Origin of the sequence: Streptomyces sp. NPDC048584, assembly GCF_043199595.1 — a bacterium.
Classification (GTDB): Bacteria; Actinomycetota; Actinomycetes; order Streptomycetales; family Streptomycetaceae; genus Streptomyces; species Streptomyces edwardsiae.
The window spans coordinates 32,617-54,551 of the sequence record NZ_JBICWF010000018.1 but is presented as its reverse complement, the minus strand read 5'-3'; the positions used below and the strand labels follow the sequence as shown (position 1 = coordinate 54,551).

At 72.3% G+C, this 21,935-nt stretch carries 17 protein-coding genes; 11 read left to right on the top strand and 6 right to left on the bottom strand.

The genetic code is table 11. The features are described 5' to 3' along the window. Positions 1–31: 31 nt before the first annotated feature. Together ACGFR9_RS31390 and ACGFR9_RS31385 are read right to left on the bottom strand one after the other, a co-directional pair. The gene (locus tag ACGFR9_RS31390) at positions 32–2,116 is read right to left on the bottom strand and encodes a YhgE/Pip family protein (protein WP_393215265.1); all 2,085 of its coding nucleotides are present in this window, start codon (positions 2,114–2,116) and stop codon (positions 32–34) included. Then, entirely contained in the window at positions 2,088–2,807 is a 720-nt protein-coding gene (locus tag ACGFR9_RS31385) for an ATP-binding cassette domain-containing protein (RefSeq protein ID WP_393215262.1), read from the bottom strand. The genes ACGFR9_RS31390 and ACGFR9_RS31385 overlap by 29 nt, the downstream gene beginning before the upstream one ends. 207 nt (positions 2,808–3,014) lie before the next feature. Between ACGFR9_RS31385 and ACGFR9_RS31380 the strand changes: the two genes are divergently transcribed. From ACGFR9_RS31380 to ACGFR9_RS31370, 3 genes are all read left to right on the top strand, one after another. Continuing rightward, a complete protein-coding gene (locus ACGFR9_RS31380; protein ID WP_393215259.1) occupies positions 3,015–3,545 on the top strand; it encodes an SAV_6107 family HEPN domain-containing protein in 531 nt (176 codons plus the stop codon). A 112-nt stretch (positions 3,546–3,657) separates the two neighbouring features. After that, complete coding sequence (locus ACGFR9_RS31375; RefSeq protein ID WP_393215256.1) at positions 3,658–4,428, top strand: methyltransferase; 771 nt, start codon at positions 3,658–3,660, stop codon at positions 4,426–4,428. 291 nt (positions 4,429–4,719) lie between these two features. Then, positions 4,720–5,121, top strand: coding sequence for a DUF3040 domain-containing protein (locus ACGFR9_RS31370; protein WP_393215254.1), 402 nt, complete (start codon positions 4,720–4,722; stop codon positions 5,119–5,121). Positions 5,122–5,385: 264 nt separating this feature from the next. Here the strand turns inward: ACGFR9_RS31370 and ACGFR9_RS31365 are convergent, their stop codons facing one another. The 4 genes from ACGFR9_RS31365 to ACGFR9_RS31350 all read right to left on the bottom strand — a co-directional run bounded on the left by ACGFR9_RS31365 (position 5,386) and on the right by ACGFR9_RS31350 (position 10,980). Then, positions 5,386–7,773 (bottom strand): transglutaminaseTgpA domain-containing protein, encoded by a 2,388-nt coding sequence (locus ACGFR9_RS31365; RefSeq protein ID WP_393215251.1) that lies wholly within the window; start codon positions 7,771–7,773, stop codon positions 5,386–5,388. Then, positions 7,770–9,131 carry a DUF58 domain-containing protein gene (locus ACGFR9_RS31360; RefSeq protein ID WP_393215248.1) on the bottom strand — a complete coding sequence of 454 codons (1,362 nt, stop codon included), beginning with the start codon at positions 9,129–9,131 and terminating at the stop codon, positions 7,770–7,772. Before ACGFR9_RS31360 ends, ACGFR9_RS31365 begins: the two co-directional genes overlap by 4 nt. After that, the gene (locus tag ACGFR9_RS31355; RefSeq protein WP_393215245.1) at positions 9,131–10,162 is read right to left on the bottom strand and encodes an AAA family ATPase; all 1,032 of its coding nucleotides are present in this window, start codon (positions 10,160–10,162) and stop codon (positions 9,131–9,133) included. Before ACGFR9_RS31355 ends, ACGFR9_RS31360 begins: the two co-directional genes overlap by 1 nt. A 269-nt stretch (positions 10,163–10,431) precedes the next feature. Further along, on the bottom strand, positions 10,432–10,980 hold the full coding sequence (locus ACGFR9_RS31350) for a beta-class carbonic anhydrase (protein ID WP_393215243.1): 549 nt from the start codon (positions 10,978–10,980) through the stop codon (positions 10,432–10,434). 413 nt (positions 10,981–11,393) lie between these two features. Here ACGFR9_RS31350 and rsmH point away from each other — a divergent pair, with 413 nt between their 5' ends. From rsmH to ftsW, 8 genes are all read left to right on the top strand, one after another. Then, positions 11,394–12,350: a 16S rRNA (cytosine(1402)-N(4))-methyltransferase RsmH gene (gene rsmH, locus ACGFR9_RS31345; RefSeq protein WP_393215240.1), complete on the top strand. Its 957-nt coding sequence runs from the start codon at positions 11,394–11,396 to the stop codon at positions 12,348–12,350. An 89-nt stretch (positions 12,351–12,439) separates the two neighbouring features. Then, a complete protein-coding gene (locus ACGFR9_RS31340; protein ID WP_393215237.1) occupies positions 12,440–12,928 on the top strand; it encodes a hypothetical protein in 489 nt (162 codons plus the stop codon). 5 nt (positions 12,929–12,933) lie between these two features. Continuing rightward, the gene (locus tag ACGFR9_RS31335; RefSeq protein WP_393215234.1) at positions 12,934–14,904 is read left to right on the top strand and encodes a penicillin-binding transpeptidase domain-containing protein; all 1,971 of its coding nucleotides are present in this window, start codon (positions 12,934–12,936) and stop codon (positions 14,902–14,904) included. A 170-nt stretch (positions 14,905–15,074) separates the two neighbouring features. Beyond that, positions 15,075–16,595 carry a UDP-N-acetylmuramoyl-L-alanyl-D-glutamate--2,6-diaminopimelate ligase gene (locus tag ACGFR9_RS31330; RefSeq protein WP_393215535.1) on the top strand — a complete coding sequence of 507 codons (1,521 nt, stop codon included), beginning with the start codon at positions 15,075–15,077 and terminating at the stop codon, positions 16,593–16,595. Positions 16,596–16,599: 4 nt separating this feature from the next. After that, positions 16,600–18,015: a UDP-N-acetylmuramoyl-tripeptide--D-alanyl-D-alanine ligase gene (gene murF / locus ACGFR9_RS31325; RefSeq protein WP_393215231.1), complete on the top strand. Its 1,416-nt coding sequence runs from the start codon at positions 16,600–16,602 to the stop codon at positions 18,013–18,015. After that, entirely contained in the window at positions 18,012–19,085 is a 1,074-nt protein-coding gene (gene mraY / locus ACGFR9_RS31320; protein WP_030228272.1) for a phospho-N-acetylmuramoyl-pentapeptide-transferase, read from the top strand. Before murF ends, mraY begins: the two co-directional genes overlap by 4 nt. Continuing rightward, on the top strand, positions 19,067–20,509 hold the full coding sequence (gene murD / locus ACGFR9_RS31315; RefSeq protein WP_393215228.1) for a UDP-N-acetylmuramoyl-L-alanine--D-glutamate ligase: 1,443 nt from the start codon (positions 19,067–19,069) through the stop codon (positions 20,507–20,509). Before mraY ends, murD begins: the two co-directional genes overlap by 19 nt. 73 nt (positions 20,510–20,582) lie before the next feature. Continuing rightward, the gene (gene ftsW, locus ACGFR9_RS31310) at positions 20,583–21,935 is read left to right on the top strand and encodes a putative lipid II flippase FtsW (protein WP_030228279.1); all 1,353 of its coding nucleotides are present in this window, start codon (positions 20,583–20,585) and stop codon (positions 21,933–21,935) included.

Below are 21,935 nucleotides of genomic sequence, written 5' to 3'. Positions count from 1 at the left end.
CCGATTGTCACAGGGCCGCCGGCCCGCCCGCTCACAAGGTCAGCTCCGGGTGCAGCCGGTCCATCGTCCACACCTGGCGGCGGCGCGCCGACAGCGCGGTCAGGGCGAGGGCGCCCGCGGTGAAGGCCGCCAGCACGGCGCACGCCTGCCACACCGGCCCCAGACCCCCGCCCGTGATCAGCCGCCGCAGCGCGTCGACGACGTGGCTCATCGGCAGGAACGGGTGCAGCGCGTTGAAGAAGCCGGGACTGGTCTGCACGGGGTACGTGCCGCCCGCCGAGGTCAGCTGGAGCATCAGCAGCGCGAGGACGAGGATCCGGCCGGCCGCGCCGAAGCGCGCGTTCAGCCACTGCACGATCGCCGCGAAGCACGCGGTCACCAGGAACAGGAAGCCGACCGTCCCGGCCGCCCGCGCCATCTGCAGTCCGAGCGCCCAGTGCAGCACCGACATCAGCGCCAGCGTCTGCGCCACCCCGATCGCCACCACCGGCAGCCAGCCCGCCAGCGCGATCCGCCAGGCGGAGGCGCCGGCCGCGAGCGCGCGCCGGTTCATCGGCGCGATCAGCATGTACGCCACCATCGCGCCCACCCACAGCGACAGCGGGATGAAGTACGGGGCGAAGCCGGTGCCGTAGTCGGGCGCCCTGTGCAGGTCGTGGGAGACCAGCCGGACCGGGTCGGCCATCACCCCGGTGCGCCGGTCGCGGTCCCGCTCGTCGTAGTCGGGGATCCTCCCGGCGCCCTCGTGCAGACCGCCGGCGAGCTCGCCCGAGCCGTCGACGAGCTTGAGGAGACCGCCGTTCAGATCGTCCGCGCCGGTCTCCAGTTCGCCGACGCCCTTGTCCAGGTCCGAGGCGCCGGTCTCGGCGGTGCCGAGGCCCTTGGTGAGCCTCTTCGCGCCGGCGGCGACCTTCGCGGCCCCCGCGTCCAGCTTGTTGATCCTGGTGACGGTGTCATCGAGGTCCTCCGAGAGGTGCGGGGCGCGGGCGGCGAGCGTCCGCGCCTGCTTCTCCAGGGTGACGAGATGCCCGTCGAGCTTCTTCAGGTCGTCGCGGTGGCCGGTGACCAGGGCGCCGACGTCCTCGGCGACGGCCGCCGCCTCGGCCGCCGCGACCCGGGCCTTCTCCAGGTCGGGGCAGGCGGGGTCGGGCAGCGCGGGGTCCTCGCAGCGCGCGCGGTGGACGCCGTCCATCGTGCCGGACGCCGCGCGGGCGTCCTTCGCGGCGGCCGGCGCCTCCTCCTCCAGAGTGGTGAGGTCCTCACGGAGCGTCTTGGCCGAGTCCGCGACGAACCGCGCGGTGTCGCCGATGGCCTTCTCGTTCTTCTCCAGGAACGGACCCGCCTGCGCGGCGGCCGCGGTCACCCGGCCGGCGAGGGCACGCGTGCCGTCCGCGACCTTCCTCGAGCCGTCCTGGAGGTCACCGGCGCCCTCGTGAAGGCCTTTGAGCCCCTTGGACAGCTTGCCGCTCCCCTCGCGGGCGTCCGTCAGGCCGTCGGCGAGATCCTGGGAGCCCTTCTCCGCCTTCCCGATGCCGCCGTTCAGCTTGTCGGCCCCCTTGGCCGCCTTCACCGTCTCGCCGTGCAGATCCGAGAACGAGACGAAGATCCGGTCCAGGAAGGAACGCGAGGTCTTCGTGGACGCGGCCCGGCGCACCTCGCCGAAGACCGTGCGGGAGATCTGCCCGACGATGTAGTTGTTGGCGTCGTTCGTCCGCACCCGGAGCGCGCCCGCCTCGGGCGAGTCGCCCGAACTGGAGGCGATGCGGCGGCTGAAGTCGGCGGGCACCGTCAGCGACAGGTAGTACGTGCCGTCCTCGACACCCCGCCGGGCCTCCTCCGCGCTCACCTCGCGCCAGTCGAAGGTGCCGCTGTCGCGCAGCCCCCCGGCGATGTCGTCCCCGGCGGTGATCCGCTCCCCGTCGGCGCTCGCCCCCTCGTCGTCGTTCACCAGCGCCACCGGGATCCGGTCCAGCCTGCCGTACGGGTCCCAGAACGACCACAGGTACAGGGCGCCGTACAGCAGTGGCAGCACCAGCAGGGCGACCAGGGCCGCACGCGGCAGCTTGCCCCGGCCGAAGCGCCGGAGCTCAAGAGCGGCCAGTCCCGGCGAGCGCATCGGCCGCCGCCTCCTTCGTGTCGTCGTCGTCGTGCGTGCCGGTCTCGGTGCGGACGACCACCGCGCCGCGCGGTGCCTCGCCGAACACCGCCAGCACGGTGGTGCCGGCCTCGGTGACGGACTCCAGCAGGCGGCGGACGTCGTCCCGTTCGGCCGGTGAGAGCTTCAGGTCGGTGTCGTCCACGGCGAGCAGCCGGGGCCGCCCCAGCAGCGCCAGCGCGAGCGACAGCCGCAGCGCCTCCAGCCGCTCCAGATCCCGTACGGCGGTCCGCTCCGCCTTGGGGAGGGAGGCGAGGTCCAGCCCGACGGTGGCCGGCGCCGGGTCGGCGCACGGACGCGGCGGGCCGCCGAAACGGCGCTGCAGCAGGGCCTGTTCGCGCAGATGCTCGCCGACGGTGAGAGCGGGGTCGAGATCGGTCACACCGCTGACGTGCGCGAGCGCGCTGCGGCGGCGTACGGCGGACATGCGCCTCGGCAGTTCGAGCCCACCGACCTCGGCCCGGCCCTCCGTGGGCCGCATCCGGCCGGTGAGGGCGAGCAGCAGGCAGGTACGGCCCGACCCGGACGGCCCCTCCACCGCGATCAGTGAGCCGGGTTCCGCGTCGACCGACACCCCGCGGAACACCCAGCCCCGCGGGCCCCTGAGGCCGAAGTCGCGGGCGGTGACGGCGAGTCCGGGCGGACCGTCCACGGTTTCCCCCTGTTCTTGAACCGGCTGTTCCTGCACCGGCTGTTCTTGCACCGACTGTTTTTGAACTGACTGGTCAGTGCAAAAACTAGCCCGAACGCCCGCTCGAAGCAAAAGCCCAGGTCAGAACGGATTGTCAGTGCCATACCTCACGATGTGCACATACGGCATCTCTCGGAGGTGCCGTCACCAGACGACAGGAGGTTCGTCATGGCCCACTCGTCCGCAGCCGCCGCCCACCGGCGCCGCGCCACCGGCCCTGCCCCCTCACTGAACGGCCCGGCGAGCGACATCCACCCCGTGCTGCGCCGCGCCACGGCCCCGCCCGCCGCCCTCGACCTGCTCGCCCAGGCACGTGCCGGGCTCGAAGAGGCCGCCGTCCTCGACACACCCAACGAGCGCTACGCGACGGCCCACCTCGCGGCCCTGCGCACAGCGGCCGCGGTCCTCGCGGCCCGAGGCCGCCCGGAGACCTCCCCGCGCGCCCGCGCCAAGATACGCAGCGCCTGGGAAGTCCTCCCCGAAATAGCCCCCGAGCTCACCGAATGGAGCGCCCTGTTCGCCTCGGGCGCCCCCCGCAGAGCCCGGGCAGAGGCAGGAATCCAGGGCGCGGCCACGGTCCGCGACGCGGACGACCTCATGAGGGACGCGGCGATGTTCCTGCGCCTGGTGGAACGCACCCTGCTCGCGCAACCCGTCCTGCCTTCCCAGGGACCGGGACAAGGGCGCGGGGCCGAGTAGAGGTGCGGCGGGGGCGAATCACAGGGCCCGGCCCCACCGCCCCCGTCCCTGCCGGCCGCAGGCCATAGGGTGGACACCGCCTGATTCCCGCTCGCGCCGAGGAGACAACACCGTGTCGGACCCGATGCGGCCCCGTGCCGCCCTCCGTACCGCCGTGGTCTGGGAGGTCCTCCAGGACGCCCTGGAACGCCGGGTCAAGGCGACCGGACGGCCGGCACTGGACGTCCTCGACACCGGCGGCGGCAGCGGCAACTTCGCCGTACCCCTCGCCCGCCTCGGCCACCGGGTCACCGTCGTCGACCCCAGCCCCAACGCGCTGTTCGCCCTGGAGCGCCGCGCCGCCGAGGCCGGCGTCGCCGACCGGGTGCGAGGCGTCCAGGGCGACGCGCTCGGCCTCTTCGACGTGGCCGAGCGCGGCGGCTACGACATCGTGCTCTGCCACGGCGTCCTGGAGTACGTCGACGACCCCGCCGAGGGCGTACGCAACGTGGTGGCGGCCCTGCGCCCCGACGGCGTCCTCAGCCTGCTCGCCGCGGGCCTCGGCGGCGCCGTGCTCGCCCGCGCCCTCGCCGGGCACTTCACGGAGGCCAGGCAGGCCCTCGACGACCCGAACGGCCGATGGGGCGCCGCCGACCCCGTGCCGCACCGCTTCACAGCCGACCAGCTCACCGCGCTCGTGGAGGGCGCGGGTCTGCGGGTCGGCGCCGTGCACGGGGTGCGGGTCTTCGCCGACCTCGTCCCCGGCGTGCTCGTGGACACCGAGCCGGGGGCCCTGGAGGCGCTTCTGAAGCTGGAGGCCGCGGCGGCCGAGTTCACCGCGTTCCACTCCGTGGCCACCCAACTTCATGTGCTCGGTGAGACGCGTCGGACCCCGGGGGTCTGAGCGGCCGTCCGTGGCGCGTCGCTGATCAGCGACGCGTTCGGTGACCCCTGGCGTACATGGAGTGCGCCACAGGCCCCCCGAATGGCGGCGGGGCGCCGTATGATCGAGGGAGACCGCCCGGCATGACGGGCCGGCCGCCGGGGAATGAGAACGCTCAGGCGGGCCGGGACGTGATGGCTGGTACCGGTTGGCCAATTGGCGCAGAGGGGCGGGTTTCACGGGGGCGATTCCCTGCCTATCCTGAAGGGACCCCCCGGGTCGCCCCGGCGACTGCACGATGAGGAGGACTCCGTGCCGCTCTCGGAGCACGAGCAGCGCATGCTCGAGCAAATGGAGCGAGCGCTGTACGCCGAAGATCCCAAGTTCGCGACGGCGCTCGAGGGAAGCGGGCTGCGTACGTACACCCGGCGACGGGTCTACCAGGCGGTCGCGGGCTTCCTCGTGGGTATTGCGCTCCTCATGGCCGGTATGGTCGCCCAGCTCGTCTGGCTCAGCGTTGTGGGATTCCTCGTGATGCTGGGCTGCGCGGTCCTCGCGGTGACCGGCTGGCGCAAGGCCCCCAAGCCGGGCGAGCAGCCCCCGACCACCCCCGGCCAACCCCAGTCGACCCGCCAGACCAGACAACGCCGCTCGGTCATGGACCGCATCGAAGAACGCTGGCAACGCCGCCGGGACGAGCAGGGCGGCCACTAGCACCACACTCCGAAGCTCGGGGGCGACCACCAACGGTGGTCGCCCCCGAAGCTTTGCCGTCCCCGCGATCGGCGGCCCTCCGCGATCCGCGGGCAGTCGTGCCTCCCTCAGTGCCTCGAAGGCCGGGGAGGTACCCCCAGGGCGGCACGGGTGGGCGCGACGGCACCCCGCAAGCGCCGGGCCGCGCGAACGCCCCCGCCCAGCCCTCACCCGGGGCAGGCCGCCACCCGCTCGGGGTGGCAGCCCCGCCCGACAGCCCAGACCTCAGCCCCGCTGCCGCGAAGGCCACCGCCAGGCAGGCCGAAGCGCCGGCATACGCTCCCGCACCCGCCCCCACCACCCCGACACAGCCCACAGCGTTCGCACACCCGACCGCGGCAAGAGCACCGCCCGCACCCGAGCCCGCCGCCCCGCAGAGCCCCGCAGCCCCGCCACGGCCCCCCGCACATCCTCCGCCAGCCCCACCGCCGGCCGAGGCCGGGGCGCGTACAGCACCTGCTCCACCGCGCCGGCCACCCGGTGCACCGACGCCGCGGCCCCCGCGCCCAGCCGCCCCAGCCGTACGATCCGCTCCGCGGCACCACGCGGCGTCAGCGACTCGTCCGGCGCGATCCCGTGGTCCCACGCCGTATCGGTCAGCTCGTCCCAGACGCCCAGAATGAACGGCGCCGCCTCCGCCTCCGACCGGCCGTGCCCGCCCAGCCGCACCGCCCGGGTCCGCACCCGCCACAGCATCGGCGCCAGCAGCAGCACCAGGACCCCCAGACCGGCCAGCGCCCAGCCCACCAGTCCGTACCACTTCGGCCCGTCACCGCCCGAGTCCAGCGCCACCTGCGGCGAATCGCTCTCGCACGCCCCGAGCTTCCTGCGCTCCGGCGTACAGCTCTCGCTCGCCGAGGGCTCCGCCGACGGCTCCGAGGGCGCCGCCTGCGACGGCCGCGCCGGATCGGGCTGCGAGCTGTCCACCGCGTCCGGCACCGTGTACGACGGCGTCGCACCACGCGTCGGCGTCGGCTCGAACCGGGTCCAGCCCACCCCCTCGAAGTACAGCTCCGGCCACGCGTGCGCGTCCCGCAGCCCCACCGTGACCGTGCCGTCCGCCTGCGGGGTGCCGGGCGCGAAGCCCACCGCGATCCGCGCCGGTATCCCCAGCGAACGCGCCATCGACGCCATCGCGAAGGAGTAGTGCACACAGAAGCCCTGCTTGTCCCGCAGAAAACGGGCGATGGCCTGCGCGTCGCTGCCGACGTCGACCTCGGTGTCGTACTCGAAGCCGCCGTTCAGCGTGAAGTACTCCTGGAGCGCGACCGCCTGGTCGTAGGCGTTGTCCGCACCCGCGGTGACCTCGCGTGCCGTACTCGACACCACCTCCGGCAGCGAGTCCGGCAGCTCGGTGTACTCGCGCAGCAGCGCCGGCGGCGGCTCGGGCGCTGCGGCCAGCTGCTCCGCCGTGGGCTGCACACGAAGGCTGCGCACCTCGTACGTCAGACCCCGGGTGTTCTGCCCGTGGTCGCCGACCAGCGTCATCCCGACGGGTTCGTAGCGCCAGTCACCCCGGATGCTCACCCCGCTCGGCGGGTACGGCATCGGCAGCCACTGCTGCCCGAACGAGCCGGCGGTCGAGATCGTCGTGATGAACTCCGTGCGCCCGACCTCCGGGCCGAGACCCGGCGGAGTCGGGAAGACACCGTCCGGCACCTTCGTGATGGACCGCTTCGACGGCTTCCACGAGGTGCCGTCGAAGTCGTCCAGCGACACGATCCGCAGATACAGGTCCGACACATCCGTCAGCTCGGACCGCAGGGACATGACCTGGCGGTCCTCGTCCACGTTCAGCGAGTTACGCAGCGACACCAGCGGATTCACCGCCGAGATGGTGCCGCCCCCGCCGGCGCCCGAACCGACCCCCCTGCCGGTGGGGTCCAGCAGGCCGCCGTTCATCGCGGGCAGTGCCAGCGGCACCACCAGGGCGATCCCCAGCGCGACCGCGCCGATCCGCCGTCCGGTGCGCACCGGCGCGACGGCTCCGGGCGAGTCCCCGCCGGGACCCGGCGCCCCGCCGAACACCCGCCCCCACTGCGAGAGCCGGTCCCGGCCCTCGGCGAGCAGCAGCATCAGATAGCCGGCCGCCGCCAGCAGGAACCACAGCCAGTCGGTGCCGTTGTCGGACAGTCCCGCCGCCACCGAGTACAGGGCGAGCAGCGGAAGTCCGGCCGGGGCCGCGCTGCGGAACGTCACCGCGAGGGTGTCCACCAGCAGCCCGATCACCAGCACGCCGCCGATCAGCATCAGCCGGATGCCGTCGGACAGCGGCGCCGGAATCGCGAACCGGCTGACGTCGTCACCGCCCTGTCGCAGCAGGTCGGCGAAGTGGCCCAGGGCGTCCGGGCCGGGTATCAGCCCGGCGAGGGCCTGCTCCCGCGCGAACACCAGGGTCAGCGTCAGCAGCGTGACCACAGCCTGCGCCGCCACCGTCAGCGGACGCGCCAGCGGCACCCGCCGCGCCGCGGCGCCCACACCCGACTGGACCGCCAGCAGGAACGCCGCCTGCACGAACCAGGTCGACGGTTCGACCAACGGCAACAGGGCGCACGCCGCCGTCAGTGTGGCCGCCCACGCGCAGATGGCCAGCCTCGCCCGCCCGCTGATCACGGACCCTCCCCACCGCTTGCCGCGGCCAGGCCCGAACGCTCCCGGTCCGCCTGTCGCCACAGCTCGTCCAGCGGGGCGCCCCGCGGCACCCCCAGGGCCGTCCAGCCCGCCTCCCGCAGCATCCTCAGCCGCTCCTCACGCCTGTCCGGCGCGCCGGGCACCTCGGCCGGCTCTCCCAGCCAGGTGTCACTGTCCAGCAGGAAGGCGAGCGCGGCCCCGCTGCGCTGCCGCATCCGGGCGAGCACCGCGGCCTGCTCCTCGTCCAGGTCGCCGAGGAAGGCGACCAGCAGCCCCTCGTTCCCGCCGCGCACCACGTCGTAGGCGCGGGACAGGCCCTCCTCGTCGGAGTGGTCCACCACGGCGAGGGTGTCCATCATCAGTCCGGCCGCGTCCGCCGACTCCTGGCTGGCGCCCGCGAACCCGTCGGACCCCTCGCCCGGCACCGAGTTCCCGGTGTCGGTGAGCAGCCGCACCGAGAAGCCCCGCTCCAGCATGTGCACCAGCACGGAGGCCGCGCCCGACACCGCCCACTCGAACGCCGAGTCCGGCCCGGCCCCCGCGTAGGCGACACCCCGGGTGTCCAGCAGCACCGTGCACCGCGCGCGCTGCGGCTGCTCCTCGCGGCGCACCATCAGCTCGCCGTAGCGGGCGGTGGAGCGCCAGTGCACCCGGCGCAGATCGTCGCCGTAGCGGTAGCCGCGCGGGATCACGTCGTCCTCGCCGGCCAGGGCCAGCGCGCGCTGCCGCCCGTCGCCGTACCCCTTGGCCTCGCCGCTCAGCCGCACCGACGGCAGCGGCACCACGCGCGGGATCACCGTCAGCGTGTCGTGCGTCGAGAAGGACCTGGTCAGTTCGCACATCCCGAACGGGTCGGACAGGCGCAGCTGCAGCGGGCCCAGCGGATAGCGGCCGCGCAGATCGGAGCGGACCCGGTAGGACACCTCGCGGCGCCCGCCCGCCTCCACCCGGTCCAGGACGAACCGCGGGCGCGGCCCGAGCACGTAGGGCACCCGGTCCTGGAGCATCAGCAGGCCCGTGGGCAGCCGCGAGACGTTCTCCATCCGCAGATGCACCCGCGCCTCGGAACCGGCCGGCACCCGGCCGGGGGAGAGCCGGCGGCTGCCCGCGACCCGGTAGCGGGTGCGGTAGAGCACCGCCGCGCACACCAGCGGCAACACAGCGAGCAGCAGCCCGACCCGCAGCAGATCGCTCTGCCCGAGGACATACGCGCAGACCGCCGCGGCCACGCCGGCCGCGAGGAAGGAACGCCCGCGGGTGGTGAGGCCCGCCAGGGCCGTCCTGACACCGCTCCGGTCGCCCGTGTCGCCGTCCGCGTGGACGGCGCCGGCGGTGCTCATCACAGCCTCCGGGGCGGCTGCTGGCCGACACCGCCCGGCCGGGGGGCGCCCGCGGGTGCCTGGGAGCGGTCCGCGGGCACGGCGATGCGCTGGAGGATCTCCTGGACCACCTGCTCCGACGTACGGCGGTTGAGCTGGGCCTGCGCGGTGGGCAGCAGCCGGTGCGCGAGGACGGCCACGGCGAGAGCCTGGACGTCGTCCGGCAGCGCGTAGTCCCGGCCGCCGAGGGCGGCGGCCGCCTTCGCCGCGCGCAGCAGGTGCAGCGTCGCCCGCGGGGAGGCACCGAGTCTGAGATCGGGGTGCGTACGCGTGGCGGCGACCAGGTCCACCACGTACCGGCGGATCGGCTCGGCCACGTACACGTCGCGGACCGCCTCGACGAGCTTGAGGATCTCGTGCGCGTGCGCCACCGGCTGGAGGTCCTCCAGCGGGGAGACGCCGCCGTGCACGTCCAGCATCCGCAGTTCGGCGTCCGCGCTCGGGTAGCCGACCGAGACGCGGGCCATGAAACGGTCGCGCTGGGCCTCCGGCAGCGGGTACGTGCCCTCCATCTCGACCGGGTTCTGCGTCGCCACGACCATGAACGGGCTGGGCAGTTCGTAGGTCTTGCCGTCGATGGTGACCTGCCGCTCCTCCATCGACTCCAGCAGCGCGGACTGGGTCTTCGGCGACGCGCGGTTGATCTCGTCGCCGATCACCACCTGCGCGAAGATGGCGCCCGGCTTGAACTCGAAGTCACGGCGCTGCTGGTCCCAGATGGACACACCGGTGATGTCCGAGGGCAGCAGGTCCGGTGTGAACTGGATCCGCTGCACCGAGCAGTCGATGGACCGCGCCAGCGCCTTGGCGAGCATCGTCTTGCCGACTCCCGGGACATCCTCGATGAGCAGATGTCCCTCGGCGAGCAGCACGGTCAGCGAGAGCCGTACGACCTCGGGCTTTCCCTCGATCACGCCTTCCACAGACTCCCGCACGCGTTCCACCACGGCGGTCAGATCAGTGAGGCTCGCTCGATCGTCATAGGTCGTCACCCGGCCCTCCTCGGCCTTTCCCCGCGCTCTCGTGGAGCGGAGGACCCCAAATGTCCTGGGCCGGCGCCGTGCTGTGCGGACCGGCCCACCCCGAATCACGGACACCACGCGGGAAAAGTTCCGCGTGGCACCACTCCCGCATTCTTGCCGCCGTTACCGATTCGTGTCACTCGCCTGTGGATAACTGACAGCGGTATGTCAGGTTTTACGTTGATGATCAAAATCCGGAGTCCGGGATTCTCCGGGGAGGGCGCCCGGGTCCGCCCCGGTCAGGCCGGGTCGATCTCCCGCAGCATGCCGGTCTTCACGTCGAAGACGAACCCGCGCACATCATCGGTGTGCAGCAGGAACGGCGAGGTGCGCACCCGCTGCATCGACTGCCGTACGTCCTGGTCGACGTCCCGGAAGGCCTCCACGGCCCAGTTGGGGCGCTGGCCCACCTCCATCTCCAGCTCGTGCCGGAACTCCTCGGTGATGGACTCCAGGCCGCAGTTCGTGTGGTGGATGAGGACCACACTGCGGGTGCCCAGGGCCCGCTGGCTGATGGTGAGCGAGCGGATCACGTCGTCGGTCACGACGCCCCCCGCGTTGCGGACGGTGTGGCAGTCGCCGAGCGAGAGGCCGAGCGCGGCGTGCAGGTCGAGACGGGCGTCCATGCAGGCCACGACGGCGACGTTGAGTACCGGTCGGGCGTCCATGCCGGGGTCGGCGAAGGCGGCCGCGTACTGCTCGTTGGCGTCGACCAGACGGTCGGTGACCGTGCCTTTGTCGGCAGTGGCGTTCTGGGGGCCGGTGGGAACCGATGCGGATGTCGTCATACCCATGACGGTACTGGTCACATGGGGATCGAGCCCGTTGTGAGAGACGACAAAGAACGTCCATGAGCCTTGGTGTGAGGTAACCCATAGGAGTGGTGTGAGCCCCCTCCCGCGGGTGATTCGCCGGTCGCACCCCTTGACCCGTCGCGGGGGCCGCGACGCGCAGACCGGTTGATTGACCGGGCGACACCGTGGACTAAAGTGACGCGAAGCGGGAGACGTGATCGTCGCCCGCACCGATGTCCCCTGGATACCCGGCTACGGCCCGGGGATCACCCCGCGTGCGCGGCGCGTACGCACGGCTCGGCTCTCCTCCCGCCGCCGGCACCCGAAGGCGCCGGCCGCCCCTTCACCGGGGGGAGGGCGGGAACCCGGCGGTGCGTGAAGCGCCGTGCCGGACCTGAGAGGGCCAGTTGAGCGAGACCCGACACGTTCCCGTGATGCTCCAGCGGTGCCTGGATCTGCTGGCACCCGCCCTGGAGCGGCCGGGTGCGGTGGTGGTCGACTGCACCCTCGGTCTCGGCGGCCACAGCGAGGCCCTCCTCCGGCGGTTCCCCGAGGCACGGCTCGTCGCCCTGGACCGCGACAAGGAGGCCCTGCGCCTGTCCGGCGAACGGCTCGCGCCCTTCGGCGAGCGGGCCGCCCTCGTCCACGCCGTCTACGACGAACTCCCCGACGTCCTCGCCCGGCTCGGCCTCCCGCGTGTGCGGGGCGTCCTGTTCGACCTCGGGGTGTCCTCCATGCAACTGGACGAGGCCGGCCGCGGCTTCGCCTACGCCCGGGACGCCCCCCTCGACATGCGTATGGACCAGACGACCGGAGTGAGCGCCGCCGAGGTCCTCAACACCTACCCGCCCGGCGAACTCGTGCGCATCCTGCGCGCCTACGGCGAGGAGAAGCAGGCCAAGCGCATCGTCTCCGCGATCGTGCGCGAGCGCGAGAAGGAGCCGTTCACCAACAGCGCGCGCCTGGTCGAGCTGATCCGGGACGCGCTCCCGCAGGCCGCCAAGCGCACCGGAGGCAACCCGGCCAAGCGCACCTTCCAGGCCCTGCGGATCGAGGTCAACGGCGAACTGTCGGTGCTGGAGCGGGCGGTACCGGCCGCCGTGAAGGCCCTCGAGGTCGGCGGACGGATCGCCGTGCTGTCGTACCACTCCCTGGAGGACCGCCTCGTCAAGCAGGTGTTCGCGGCCGGCGCCGCCACCACCGCCCCGCCCGGACTCCCGGTCGTCCCCGAGCAGTACCAGCCCCGGCTCAAGCTGCTCACGCGCGGTGCCGAACTTCCCACCGAGGAGGAGATCGCGGAGAACCGGCGGGCGGCCCCCGCGCGGCTGCGCGGCGCCGAGCGGATCCGGGAGGACGTCGGCTGAGGCACGGACGGCGAGGCACGGACGGCGTACGAGGCGGGTGACGGACGGCCGGACGTGCGGGTGGGAACAGCGAACTCAGGGGAGCGTGAGTGAGTAGGAAACCCGAACCGAAGGGGCGGCCCGAGCTGAGGGGGAGGGCGGCCCGGCTCACCCGGCTCCTGCCCACGGGGCGCGCCCAGGCCGCGCGCACCCCGTTCGTCCTCCTGGTCGTCGTCCTCCTCGGCGGCGGACTGATCGGCCTCCTGGTGCTGAACTCCGCGCTCAGCGAGGGCGCCTTCCAGCTCGACGACCTCCAGCGGGAGACCAAGAACCTCACCGACGAGGAGCAGGCCCTGCAACGGGACATCGACGCGTACTCCGCCCCCGACGCCCTCCAGCGCCGCGCCCGCGAACTCGCCATGGTGCCCGGCGGCGACCCCGCCTTCCTCGCCCCCGACGGCAAGGTCAAGGGCGTACCGACCCCCGCCTCCGCAGCCCGCGCGCCCCTGGTCCTCGCCCCCGAGGCACTGGTCACCGCGACGGCCCCGCCCGCCGCCACACCCAAGCCCTCCGCATCGACCCCGACCCCCGGCAGGTGACGGAAGTGTCCGACAGGGAACCGCCCCGCCGCCGGGTGCCCGGCCCCGCCCGGCCGGCCTCCGGACAGCAGCGCCGGGCCCCGGGACAGCGCCCCGGACCCGGCGCCCGCCCCGCCCGCCGGCCCGCGGGCGCCCGCCCCGCGCCCCCGAAGGCCATCCGGTTGGGCAGCCCCCGCCCCCGGCTCCGCCTGGTCGGCGTGACCCTGACCCTCGTCCTGCTCGCCTTCGTCGTACGCCTGTTCCAGGTGCAGGCCGTCGACGCGAGCACCTACGCCGCCAAGGCCGACCGGAACCGCTACGTCGGCCAGGTCCTGGAGGCAGAGCGCGGCGGCATCACCGACCGCCACGGCGTGGCCCTGGCGACCACCGAGGACGCCTACGACATCACCGCCGACCCCACCCTGTTCGCCCCGGACGAGCTGGAGATCACCGACGGCCCCGAGCAGGCCGCCGCCCTCCTCGCCCCGATCCTCGGCCAGGACCAGGACAAGCTGGTCGAGAAGCTGCGGCCGGAGAACAAGGCCCTGCGGTACGTCAAACTCGCCGGCCGCCAGACCCCTCAGACCTGGAAGCAGATCAAGGACCTCAAGGCCGCGCTCGCCAAGAAGGCCGAGACCGACAAGTCCACCACCAACGCCCTGGCCGGCGTCTTCTCCGTGCCCACCAGCAAGCGCGTGTACCCCAACAACGAGCTCGCCGCCGGGATACTGGGCTGGGTCGACGCCGAGGGCAAGGGCGGCGGCGGCATCGAGCTCCAGCTCGACAAGCGGCTGGCCGGCGAGAACGGCAACATCCGCTACGCCCAGTCCGGCGGCCGTCTCGTGCCGACCGCGGGCTCCACCGAGACCCCGGCCGTGCCGGGCGACGACGTCGAGCTCACCATCGACCGCGACATCCAGTGGGCCGCGCAGAACGCCATCAGCAAGCAGGTCGAGGAGTCCCAGGCGGACCGCGGCTACGTCATCGTCCAGGACACCCGCACCGGGGAGGTCCTCGCGATGGCCAACGCGCCCGGGTTCGACCCGGGCGACCTTTCCGAGGCCGATCCGCAGGCGCTGGGCAACGCGGCCGTCCAGGACGCCTTCGAACCCGGTTCCACCGCCAAGGTGCTCTCCATGGCGGCGGTCCTCGAGGAGAACGCCGCCACCCCCGGCACCCACGTCGTCGTGCCCAACCGGCTGCACCGCGGCGACCGGCTGTTCAAGGACGACATCGACCACCCGACCTGGTACCTGACGCTCAACGGCGTCCTCGCCAAGTCCAGCAACATCGGCACGATCCTCGCCACCGGCCAGCTCGGCAGCACCCAGGCGCGGGCCAACAAGGTCCTCTACGACTACCTGCGCAGATTCGGCCTCGGCAGCCACACCGGCCTCGGCTTCCCCGGCGAGACCAAGGGCATCCTCGCCGCCCCGGACGCCTGGTCCACCTCGCAGCAGTACACGATTCCTTTCGGCCAGGGCGTCTCCGTGAACGCCATGCAGGCCGCCTCCATCTACTCGACCATCGCCAACGGCGGCGTCCGCGTCGAACCCACCCTGGTGCGCGGCGCCAAGGGCCCCGACGGAAGCTTCACCCCCGCCCCGGAACCCGCGAAGACCAGGGTCGTCAGCGAGAAGACGGCGAAGACGCTCGCCCGGATGCTGGAGTCGGTCGTCGACGACGAGGAGGGCACCGGCACCAAGGCACGCATCCCCGGTTACCGGGTCGCGGGCAAGACGGGTACGGCGAACCGCGTGGATCCGGCCACCGGCAAGTACCACGGCTACACCTCGTCCTTCGCCGGCTTCGCCCCCGCCGACAAGCCCAGGATCACCGTCTACTGCGCCATCCAGAACGCCACCGAGGGCAGCTACTTCGGCGGCCAGATCTGCGGACCCGTGTACAAGCAGGTCATGGAGTTCGCCCTGAAGACCCTCCAGGTGCCGCCGACCGGCGCCGCCCCCGCCGACCTCCCGGTCACCTTCGCACCCTGACCAGTACCGAGCACCGAGCCACCAGGAACCACCCCGTGACAACGATCACTCCCGATCCCGGGAACCAGAAGCCGTCCCGAGCCTCGCTTGGCCCCTCAACCGGTGAGCCGGGTACGCTCACCGCCGTGCCACACGCTGATCAGTCCCAAACCACCCAGAAGGGCCACCCCGTGACATATCCGGGACCGCCCCGTCCGGTTCAGGTCTCCGCCACATCCCTCGCGGAACTCGCCGGCCAGCTGGGTGCCCCCGCACCGGAGCAGGCCGCCGAGATCACGGGGATCACCCATGACTCGCGCGCCGTCCGCCCCGGCGACCTGTACGCCGCCCTCCCGGGCGCCCGCGCCCACGGCGCCGACTTCGTCAACCAGGCCGCGGGCCTGGGCGCCGTCGCCGTACTGACCGACCCGGCCGGCGCCGAACGCGTCGCCGCGGCCGGACTGCCGGCGCTGGTGGCCGACGACCCGCGCGCGAGCATGGGCGAGCTGGCGGCCACCATCTACGGCCACCCGGGCCGCGATCTGCTGCAGATCGGCATCACCGGCACCTCCGGCAAGACCACCACGGCCTATCTCGTCGAGGGCGGCCTGAAGACCGTCCGCAGCACGGGACTGATCGGCACCGTGGAGATGCGCATCGGCGACGAGCGCATCAAGTCCGAGCGCACCACACCCGAGGCCACGGACCTCCAGGCCCTGTTCGCCGTCATGCGCGAGCGCGGCACCGACGCGGTCGCCATGGAGGTCTCCAGCCACGCCCTGGTCCTCGGCCGGGTCGACGGCTGTGTCTTCGATATCGCCGTCTTCACCAACCTCAGCCCGGAGCACATGGAGTTCCACTCCGGCATGGAGGACTACTTCCAGGCCAAGGCGCAGCTGTTCACACCGGAACGCAGCAGGCTCGGCGTGGTCAACGCGGACGACGAGTACGGCCGCAGGCTCGCCAAGGAGGCCGGCGTCCCGGTCGTCACCTTCTCCGCCGAGGGCCACCCGGACGCCGACTGGCGCGCCGAGGACGTCGAGGTCGGCCCGATGGACTCGACGTTCACCGTCATCGGCCCCAAGGGCGAGCGGATCACCGCCCGTTCACCGCTGCCGGGCCCGTTCAACGTGGCCAACACCCTCAGCGCGATCGTCGCCCTCGCCGCCGCCGGGCTGGACCCGCAGGCCGCCGCCGACGGCGTCGCCGCCGTACCGGGCGTGCCGGGCCGGCTGGAGCGCGTGGACGCCGGACAGCCGTATCTCGCGGTGGTCGACTACGCCCACAAGACCGACGCCGTGGAGTCGGTGCTGCGCGCCCTGCGCAAGGTCACCGAGGGCCGGGTGCACGTCGTGCTGGGGTGCGGCGGCGACCGGGACAAGACCAAGCGGGTGCCCATGGGCGCCGCCGCCGCGCGGCTCGCCGACACCGCCGTACTGACCTCCGACAACCCCCGCTCCGAGGACCCCCTCGCGATCCTCGCCACCATGCTCCACGGCGCCGCCTCCGTGCCCGCCCACGAGCGGGGCGAGGTGCAGGTCTTCGAGGACCGGGCCGCCGCGATCGCCGCCGCCGTCGCCCGGGCGCGGCCCGGTGACACGGTGCTGGTCGCCGGCAAGGGTCATGAGCAGGGACAGGACATCGCCGGGGTGGTGCGTCCCTTCGACGACCGCCAGGTGCTCCGGGAAGCCATCAAGAAAACCCAGGGATGAACTTGTGATCGCCCTCTCCCTCGCCGAGATCGCAGAAGTCGTCGGCGGGCAGACGCACGACATACCGGACCCGTCCGTCCAGGTCACCGGACCGGTCGTCCGGGACTCACGGGAGGCGGGTCCCGGCAGCCTGTTCGCCGCCTTCGTCGGCGAGCGCGTGGACGGCCACGACTACGCGGCCCAGGTCGTCGGGGCGGGCGCGGCCGCCGTGCTGGCCTCCCGGCCCGTCGGGGTCCCCGCGATCGTCGTGGACGACGTCCAGGCGGCCCTCGGCGCCCTCGCCCGGCACGTCGTCGCCCGGCTCGGCACCACCCTCGTCGCGCTGACCGGTTCGGCCGGCAAGACCAGCACCAAGGACCTCATCGCGCAGGTCCTGCGGCGCAAGGCGCCGACCGTCTTCACCCCCGGTTCGCTCAACAACGAGATCGGGCTGCCGCTCACCGCGCTCACCGCCACCGAGGAGACGAAGTTCCTCGTCCTGGAGATGGGGGCGCGCGGAATCGGCCATATCCGCTACCTCACCGGTCTGACGCCGCCGAAGGTGGGACTGGTCCTGAACGTCGGCTCCGCCCACATCGGCGAGTTCGGCGGCCGGGAGCAGATCGCCCAGGCCAAGGGCGAGTTGGTCGAGTCCCTGCCCCCGGCCGAGGAGGGCGGCGCCGCGATCCTCAACGCGGACGACCCCCTCGTACGGGCCATGGCATCCCGTACGAAGGCGAAGGTGATCCTTTTCGGAGAGTCCGACGAAGCGGACGTCTCCGCCGAGAACGTGCGACTCACGGACAGCGGACAGCCTTCCTTCAGGCTTCACACACCCTCCGGTGCATCCGATGTGACCATGCGCCTGTACGGTGAGCATCACGTGTCGAACGCGCTCGCCGCGGCCGCCGTCGCCCACGAGTTGGGCATGTCCGCAGACGAGATCGCCACCGCGCTCTCCGAAGCGGGCTCCCTCTCCCGCTGGCGGATGGAGGTCACCGAGCGCCCGGACGGCGTGACGGTCGTCAACGACGCCTACAACGCGAACCCCGAGTCCATGAAGGCAGCGCTGCGCGCGCTGGCGGCCATGGGCAAGGGACGCCGTACGTGGGCGGTGCTCGGCAAGATGGCCGAGCTGGGGGACGAGGCGCTCGCCGAGCACGACGCGGTCGGGCGGCTTGCCGTCCGGCTCAACGTCAGCAAGCTCGTCGCGGTCGGGGGCAGGGAAGCCGCCTGGCTGCAACTGGGCGCATATAACGAGGGTTCGTGGGGTGAGGAGTCGGTGCACGTGTCCGACGCACAGGCGGCGGTCGACCTGTTGCGCAGCCAATTGCGCCCGGGAGACGTCGTTCTCGTGAAGGCGTCCCGGTCGGTCGGGCTCGAGAGCGTGGCGCAGGCGCTGCTCGAGACCGGTGCCGAGGGTGAGGTCGTCACCCGATGATGAATCAGATCCTTTTCGCGGGAGTCATTGGCCTCTTCCTGACCCTGGTCGGCACTCCGCTGCTGATCAAGCTGCTCGCCCGCAAGGGCTACGGGCAGTACATCCGGGACGACGGCCCGCGCGAGCACGCCAGTAAGCGCGGTACGCCGACGATGGGCGGTATCGCCTTCATCCTCGCGACGCTCGCCGCCTACTTCCTGTCCAAGGTGATCACCGGTAAACCCCCGACCTTCTCGGGGCTGTTGGTGCTCGGCCTCATGGTCGGCATGGGCATGGTCGGTTTCCTGGACGACTACATCAAGATCGTCAAGCGGCGTTCGCTGGGACTGCGGGCCAAGGCGAAGATGGCCGGCCAGCTGATCGTCGGCATCACCTTCGCGGTGCTCTCACTGCAGTTCGCGGACTCCCGCGGGCAGACCCCGGCCTCCACGAAGCTGTCGTTCATCACGGACTTCGGCTGGACCATCGGCCCGGTGCTGTTCGTGGTCTGGGCGCTGTTCATGATCCTCGCCATGTCGAACGGCGTGAACCTGACGGACGGTCTGGACGGTCTGGCCACCGGCGCCTCCGTCCTCGTCTTCGGCGCCTACACCTTCATCGGTGTCTGGCAGTTCCAGGAGTCCTGCGCCAACGGCGACACGCTGACCAACCCGGGCGCCTGTTACGAGGTGCGCGATCCGCTGGACCTCGCGGTCGTCGCCTCCGCACTGATGGGTTCCTGTCTGGGCTTCCTGTGGTGGAACACCTCGCCGGCCAAGATCTTCATGGGCGACACCGGTTCACTGGCGCTCGGCGGCGTGCTCGCGGGTCTCGCGATCTGCTCCCGCACCGAGCTGCTCATCGCCATCCTGGGCGGTCTGTTCGTCCTCATCACCATGTCGGTGGTCATCCAGGTCGGCTCGTTCCGGCTCACCGGTAAGCGGGTCTTCCGGATGGCACCACTCCAGCATCACTTCGAACTCAAAGGCTGGTCCGAGGTCCTTGTGGTGGTCCGCTTCTGGATCATCCAGGGCATCTGTGTGATCGTCGGACTCGGCCTCTTCTACGCGGGATGGGCAGCGGACAAGTGACCTCCTCGGTGCCTTTCGAATTCCAGGGCAAGCACGTCACCGTCGCCGGACTCGGTGTCTCGGGCGTCCCCGCGGCCAAGGTGCTGCACGGGCTCGGCGCGCGCGTCACCGTCGTCAACGACGGCGACGACGCCCGCGCGCGGGAGCAGGCCGCCGAACTGGAGGCGCTCGGTGTCACCGTGCGCCTCGGCGACGGGGCGACCCTGCCGGAAGGCACCGAACTCGTCGTCACGGCCCCCGGCTGGAAGCCGGACAAGCCGCTGTTCACGGCGGCGGACGCGGCCGGGGTGCCGGTGTGGGGCGACGTCGAACTCGCCTGGCGGCTCAGGAGGCCCGGCGCGGCCGACTGGCTCGCCGTCACCGGCACCAACGGCAAGACCACCACCGTCCGGATGCTCGCCTCCATCCTCGGGGCGGCCGGCCTGCGGACCGCCGCCGTCGGCAACATCGGCGTCTCCCTCCTGGACGCCGTACTCGGCGAGGAGGAGTACGACGTGCTCGCCGTGGAGCTGTCCAGCTACCAGCTCCACTGGGCGCCCTCCCTGCGCGCCCACTCGGCCGCCGTCCTCAACCTCGCTCCCGACCACCTCGACTGGCACGGCTCCATGGAGGCGTACGCCAGGGACAAGGGCCGCGTCTACGAGGGCAATCGCGTCGCCTGCGTCTACAACACGGACGCCACCGGCAAACCGTCCACCGAGGACCTGGTCCGCGAGGCCGACGTCGAGGAGGGCTGCCGCGCCGTCGGCTTCACCCTCGGCACCCCCGGCCCGTCCCAACTCGGTGTGGTCGACGGCATCCTGGTCGACCGGGCCTTCGTGGAGAACCGGCAGAAGAACGCCCAGGAGCTCGCCGAGGTCTCCGACGTCGACCCGCCCGCCCCGCACAACATCGCCAACGCCCTTGCCGCGGCGGCCCTCGCGCGGGCGTACGGCGTGCCCGCGAGCGCCGTACGGGACGGCCTGCGGGCCTTCACCCCGGACGCCCACCGCATCGCGCACGTCGCCGACGTGGACGGCGTCGCCTACGTCGACGACTCCAAGGCCACCAACACACACGCGGCACAGGCCTCGTTGGCGGCCTACGAGCCCGTCGTGTGGATCGCCGGCGGGCTCGCCAAGGGCGCCACCTTCGACGAACTGGTCACCGGCGCGGCGAAGCGGCTGCGCGGTGCCGTGCTGATCGGCCGGGACCGCGCCCTGATCCGCGAAGCCCTCGCGCGACACGCCCCGGAAGTACCCGTCGTCGACCTCGACCGGACCGACACTGGGGCGATGCTCCAGGCCGTCCAGGAGGCTCAGCGGCTCGCCCGGCCCGGCGACACGGTACTGCTGGCCCCGGCCTGCGCCTCGATGGACATGTTCACCAACTACAACAAGCGCGGTGACGCGTTCGCACAGGCGGTGCGCGAGCTCGGCGCCTGACCCCGGCCGCCTGGCGCCGGGCGACCTTGGGAGGGACGCGTGGGACCGTCGACGGCGTACAGCGGAGGCCCGGATGAGCGGTAGCCGCACCGGCCGCCCGCCCGTGCAGCGGGCCGTGCGCCGGCCCGTCGTACCCGGTCCGTCGGGTGAGAACCCACTGCGCACCCTGATCATCCGGGCGCGCAGGGCCTGGGACCGGCCGCTGACCGCCTACTACCTGATCCTCGGCGGCAGTGCGCTGATCACCGTGCTGGGCCTTGTGATGGTCTACTCGGCCTCCCAGATCACGGCGCTGCAGATGTCGCTGCCGGGCTCCTACTTCTTCCGCAAACAGCTGCTGGCCGCCACGATCGGCACCGTACTGCTGCTGACGGCCTCCAGGATGCCGGTGAAGCTGCACCGCGCCCTCGCCTACCCGATCCTCGCGGGCGCCGTCTTCCTGATGGCCCTGGTGCAGGTGCCCGGGATAGGGGTCGCGGTCAACGGCAACCAGAACTGGATCGCCCTCGGCAGCACCTTCCAGCTCCAGCCCAGCGAGTTCGGCAAACTCGCCCTGGTGCTCTGGGGCGCCGACCTCCTGGCCCGCAAACAGGACAAGCGGCTGCTGTCCCAGTGGAAGCACATGCTGGTGCCGCTCGTCCCGGCCGCCTTCATGCTGCTCGGCCTGATCATGCTCGGCGGGGACATGGGTACGGCGATCATCCTCACGGCGATCCTGTTCGGCCTGCTGTGGCTGGCGGGGGCGCCCACGCGGCTGTTCGTCGGCGTGCTGTCCATCGCCGCCCTGCTCGGCGCGATCCTCATCCGCACCAGCCCCAACCGCATGGCCCGGCTCGCCTGCCTGGGCGCCACCGAGCCGCAGACGGGACCGGCCGACTGCTGGCAGGCCGTGCACGGGATCTACGCCCTCGCCTCCGGCGGGATCTTCGGTTCCGGACTCGGCGCGAGCGTGGAGAAATGGGGCCAACTGCCAGAAGCTCACACGGACTTCATCTTCGCCGTCACCGGTGAGGAACTGGGCCTTGCGGGCACGCTGTCGGTCCTCGCCCTGTTCGCGGCTCTAGGCTATGCGGGTATCCGCGTGGCCGGACGCACGGAGGACCCCTTCGTCAGGTATGCCGCGGGAGGCGTGACCACCTGGATCACGGCCCAGGCCGTGATCAACATCGGTGCGGTGCTCGGTCTGCTGCCGATCGCCGGAGTCCCGCTCCCGCTGTTCTCCTACGGAGGATCCGCCCTGCTGCCGACCATGTTCGCCATCGGGCTGCTGATCGCCTTCGCGCGTGAGGACCCCGCTGCACGGATGGCGCTTGCCATGCGGCAACCCCGCTTTGGTAGAAAGCGGAACGGGGGTTCACAGCGGCCCCGGAGATGGAACACGATGCGACGGCGCGCCCCGGTGGCGCGTCCGTCCGGAGAGCGGTGA

What these genes read in the sequence shown, in the direction of transcription:
- ACGFR9_RS31390 (WP_393215265.1), bottom strand. Translation starts at nt 2,116, where the DNA reads ATGCGCTCGCCGGGACTGGCCGCTCTTGAGCTCCGGCGCTTCGGCCGG.
- ACGFR9_RS31380 (WP_393215259.1), top strand. Translation starts at nt 3,015, where the DNA reads ATGGCCCACTCGTCCGCAGCCGCCGCCCACCGGCGCCGCGCCACCGGC.
- ACGFR9_RS31360 (WP_393215248.1), bottom strand. Translation starts at nt 9,131, where the DNA reads ATGAGCACCGCCGGCGCCGTCCACGCGGACGGCGACACGGGCGACCGG.
- ACGFR9_RS31350 (WP_393215243.1), bottom strand. Translation starts at nt 10,980, where the DNA reads ATGACGACATCCGCATCGGTTCCCACCGGCCCCCAGAACGCCACTGCC.
- mraY (WP_030228272.1), top strand. Translation starts at nt 18,012, where the DNA reads ATGATGAATCAGATCCTTTTCGCGGGAGTCATTGGCCTCTTCCTGACC.
- murD (WP_393215228.1), top strand. Translation starts at nt 19,067, where the DNA reads ATGGGCAGCGGACAAGTGACCTCCTCGGTGCCTTTCGAATTCCAGGGC.
- ftsW (WP_030228279.1), top strand. Translation starts at nt 20,583, where the DNA reads ATGAGCGGTAGCCGCACCGGCCGCCCGCCCGTGCAGCGGGCCGTGCGC.